This window comes from Polaromonas sp., from assembly GCF_030689685.1.
In the GTDB taxonomy this organism is placed as follows: domain Bacteria; phylum Pseudomonadota; class Gammaproteobacteria; order Burkholderiales; family Burkholderiaceae_C; genus Polaromonas.
Map to the genome: position 1 here is coordinate 1 of NZ_JAUYEY010000072.1, position 3,933 is coordinate 3,933.

4 protein-coding genes are annotated in these 3,933 nt (G+C 59.2%); 3 read left to right on the forward strand and 1 reads right to left on the reverse strand.

Annotated features, from left to right (window positions below):
• Positions 1-669: 669 nt before the first annotated feature.
• The gene (locus Q8O29_RS16265) at positions 670-1,023 is read right to left on the reverse strand and encodes a hypothetical protein (RefSeq protein WP_305564656.1); all 354 of its coding nucleotides are present in this window, start codon (positions 1,021-1,023) and stop codon (positions 670-672) included.
• Positions 1,024-1,341: 318 nt separating this feature from the next.
• On the opposite strand from Q8O29_RS16265, the gene aat reads away from it, so the two are divergent.
• From aat to Q8O29_RS16280, 3 genes are all read left to right on the forward strand, one after another.
• Positions 1,342-2,106, forward strand: coding sequence for a leucyl/phenylalanyl-tRNA--protein transferase (gene aat / locus Q8O29_RS16270; RefSeq protein WP_305564658.1), 765 nt, complete (start codon positions 1,342-1,344; stop codon positions 2,104-2,106).
• Positions 2,107-2,110: 4 nt separating this feature from the next.
• The gene (locus Q8O29_RS16275) at positions 2,111-2,869 is read left to right on the forward strand and encodes an arginyltransferase (protein WP_305564660.1); all 759 of its coding nucleotides are present in this window, start codon (positions 2,111-2,113) and stop codon (positions 2,867-2,869) included.
• A gap of 77 nt (positions 2,870-2,946) precedes the next feature.
• The gene (locus tag Q8O29_RS16280) at positions 2,947-3,738 is read left to right on the forward strand and encodes an IclR family transcriptional regulator (protein ID WP_305564662.1); all 792 of its coding nucleotides are present in this window, start codon (positions 2,947-2,949) and stop codon (positions 3,736-3,738) included.
• Positions 3,739-3,933 lie beyond the last annotated feature (195 nt).

A 3,933-nucleotide genomic window follows, 5' to 3' on the forward strand; every position in this document is an offset into this window, starting at 1 on the left:
CGTCCAGCGCGCGCAGCGTCACGTGCCAAGCTCGATCACAACGCTGCGCCTGCTGCTGAGCGTCGCACTCGCAAGCGCCCTGGGTCATTGCCCGCATTGCCATTGGATAAGTCCGAGACTAAACTTATGACACAGTAAGAATAGATAGACGGGTTGAATTCGAAAAAAAGCATGGGGGTGGAATAAATTGGCCGAACCAGGGATAAAACTTAGTGAAACGTGGAGTTTTTGATTCTTGCGAATCGACCATTTTACTTTACTGCCACTTGGGAGTGCATAGTGACAAATGAGTTTTATACACGATCTGGACCCATCTTTTGAAAACTGTCCGACGCCTTCCCGGCAAAAAGCCACTTTCGACCCCTGGCCTTTCAGGCGTTTTTCCTTAAGCGCGGAGCTTTCGTGATTGAGGGGTGCGGGGAGGGTTGGAGAAAACGATGCCTGCGGCTGATGGTGCGTGTGGCAAACCGGGCAGTGGGCAGAGTACCGAAATGGGTGGTGAGGCGTGTCCGGATCGTCTTCAATCAGATCCGGGACGGCAGAAAACGACTTGCGGCAAAAACCGCATTTGAAATTAACTTCCTTGAGCTGCCCAGACCAATCTTTTGCCATCGTGCCGCATCATCGGCAGCAAAGGCGGGCGAAAAAAGGGGGGCAAAGTGCCCGGTTTTAGTCCCTGCAGGCCTGATCGTGCAGCGCGTTGAAATAAGCCTGCGAAGCTGGACCGGTGCCGTCGTCAAGCGCAGCCTTGCCGCCGCTGTCGACAACAAACCGCTGCCAGCCCGCCGGATGGTTGGAAACCATGCCGCAGACCACGCCAGACTTGTACCGCTTCACCCCATTGAAAGAAACCTGCGATCCAGGCGCCCGCATCTGCGATTTCACGGCCGTCTCATAGCCATTGGTGACATTGCGCCCCAGCAGCAGGAAGGCCACGAGCACAACCACCACCAGGGCACCGATCCAGGTCAGCGCGTTGGACTTTTTAGGCACTGGCGCCGGCGCTTCAGATGCAACTTCCATGTCAATCTCCAAAAAAAGCCCGGACTGACCGGGCCTGTAAACTGGCTTGCGCCAGAAGGGAGGGACCCCCGCCGCGAAGCGAGGACCCGCCGCAAGGGTACCACCGCCCGCCAACCCTATGCAACCCGCCGCAAAGCGTAGGCTGGCCGTTCTAGGATCAAGATTTTGGTTCGCAGTGTGCCCCAGACGGGGAGCCAAAATTCAAAGCCCGGTCGTCTCGCGTTCGGGCTTTTTTGTTGGACGGGTTACTATTTGCGGACCTGATTTGCTGGCAACCACGCGGCATACGCACCGTCAGGCTCTGATCCACACCCAGCCATGCGCAAGTCTCCCCACACCCTGCCCTGGCTTGATGCCGACGACCCTTTCCCCCTGGTTGACACAGCCTGGGGCGAGGGCGATCCGGCCCCGGGCTTGCTGGCGGCGGGACGAACGCTCAATGTGCCGACCTTGCTGCAAGCCTACAAACTCGGGATTTTTCCATGGTTTGGCGTGGGGCAGCCGATTTTGTGGTGGAGCCCTGACCCACGCATGGTGCTGCGCACGCAGGATTTCAGGCTGCATCGCTCGCTTCGCAAAAGCATCGCCCACTTCCGCAATGCGCCCAGCCACGACATACGTTTCGACACGGCGTTTGCCCAGGTGATAGGCGCCTGTGCCAACACACCGCGCACGGGACAGGCAGGCACCTGGATTGTTCCCGACATGGTGCAGGCCTACATCGTGCTGTACAGGGCGGGCCACGCGCACAGTGTTGAAACCTGGATAGACGGCGAACTCGCCGGGGGGCTGTACTGCGTGAACATCGGCGGTATGGTGTTTGGCGAGTCCATGTTTGCGCACCGGACCGATGCCTCCAAACTGGCGCTGGCGGCCCTGGTGGCTTTTTGCCGGGCTCAGGGCATCCCCATGATCGACTGCCAGCAGAACACCCGGCACCTGGCTTCGCTGGGCGCGGCGGAAATTCCGCGTGCGCAATTTGTCGCACAGGTGGCAACCAGCGCGGCTCGACCGCCACCACGGTGGGAATTTGAACCCCTATACTGGAAGCTGCTATTGACGCCCGAATTCAGAACCACCTGACGACGTGACGCATCTCAAAGATCTACCCCTCCATGCGCTGCAGTTTTATGCCACAGCGCCTTACCCCTGCAGCTACCTGCCCGGCCGGCAGGCACGCTCTCAGGTCGCCACACCCAGCCACCTGATTCACAACGCGGCCTATTCGGAACTGGTGACCAACGGCTTTCGCCGTAGCGGCATGTTCACCTACCGCCCCTATTGCGATGGCTGCCAGGCCTGTGTGCCCTTGCGTGTTCCCGTCACCAGCTTTGCGCCCGACCGCAGCCAACGCCGCGCCTGGAAGCGCCACCAACGGCTTCAGGCACGCGTGCTCAAGCTGTGTTTCATGCCCGAGCATTACCAGCTCTACCTGCGTTACCAGAACGGCCGCCACTCCGGGGGTGGCATGGACCACGACAGCGTTGACCAGTACACCCAGTTTTTGCTGCAAAGTCGCGTCAACTCGCGCCTCGTTGAGTTCCGTGAAACCCTGCCCAATGGTGAAGCGGGTGCGCTAAAAATGGTGTCGATTCTGGACGTACTTGAAGACGGTGTTTCTGCCGTGTACACCTTTTACGAGCCCGATGCCCAGGCCAGCTACGGCAACTACAGCGTGCTCTGGCAGATTGAACAGGCCCGCCAGTTGGGTCTGCCTCATGTCTACCTCGGTTACTGGATCGCCCAGAGTCCGAAGATGAACTACAAAGCCCGGTTTTTGCCGAACCAGATTCTTGTCGATGGCGACTGGATTGCGGCCTTGCCGCGTAGCCCAGTGTCTGACTGAGCCTGCGTAGCGCAAAAGACGCCGTACCTTGGCGGTTAACCCGCATTTCACAGGGTAAAATTTCGCGCTGATCTCTTATGAAAAAGCCCGACCCCTCCGCCCAGCCCGCCAAACCTACAGTTCAGGTGATAGAACGCATGTTCACCTTGCTGGAAATTCTGGCAACGCGTGAGGAAGCAGTCTCGCTCAAGGAAATCAGCGAGAAGTCTGGCCTGCATCCGTCCACGGCGCACCGCATCCTGAACGACCTGGCGACCGGCCGCTTTGTGGACAGGCCTGTCGCCGGCAGCTACCGGCTGGGCATGCGCCTGCTCGAACTCGGCAACCTCGTGAAAGCGCGCCTGAGCGTACGCGATGCCGCGCTGACACCAATGCGTGAGCTGCATCGCCTGATCCAGCAACCCGTGAACCTGAGCATGCGCCAGGGCGATGAAATCATTTATGTGGAGCGCGCCTACAGCGAGCGCTCCGGCATGCAGGTGGTGCGGGCGATTGGCGGGCGGGCGCCGCTGCACCTGACTTCCGTGGGCAAGCTGTTCCTGGCCTTTGATGATCCGCAGCGCCTGCGAACCTATGCCACACGCACCGGCTTGCCGGGCCAGACCAAGAACAGCATCACCCAGTTAGCAACGCTGGAGCGCGAACTGTCGAAGGCTCGCCAGTACGGCATTGCCCGCGACAACGAGGAACTGGAACTCGGGGTGCGCTGCATGGCGGCCGGTATTTACGACGACCAGAGCAAGCTGGTGGCGGGTCTGTCGATCTCGGCCCCTGCGGACAGGCTGGACGAAAGCTGGTTGCAAAAACTTGAGGCAACCGCACACGAAATTTCGGCGGCGCTCGGCTACAGATCCGAAAATTTCAAGTAAAAAAGGTCTCTAGTACTTCAACTCATAAATAACGATACAAATATACAATGACGGCACTTTCACTACTTATGAGGAGTGCACGTCATGCGACAAACCGAACTGAACCTCTTACCTGACGACCGCGTGACGCTCGAAGCGATTCGCGCCAAGGGCATGCATTCGGCGCGCGCGGTCAATCGAGCGCACGTCCTGCTG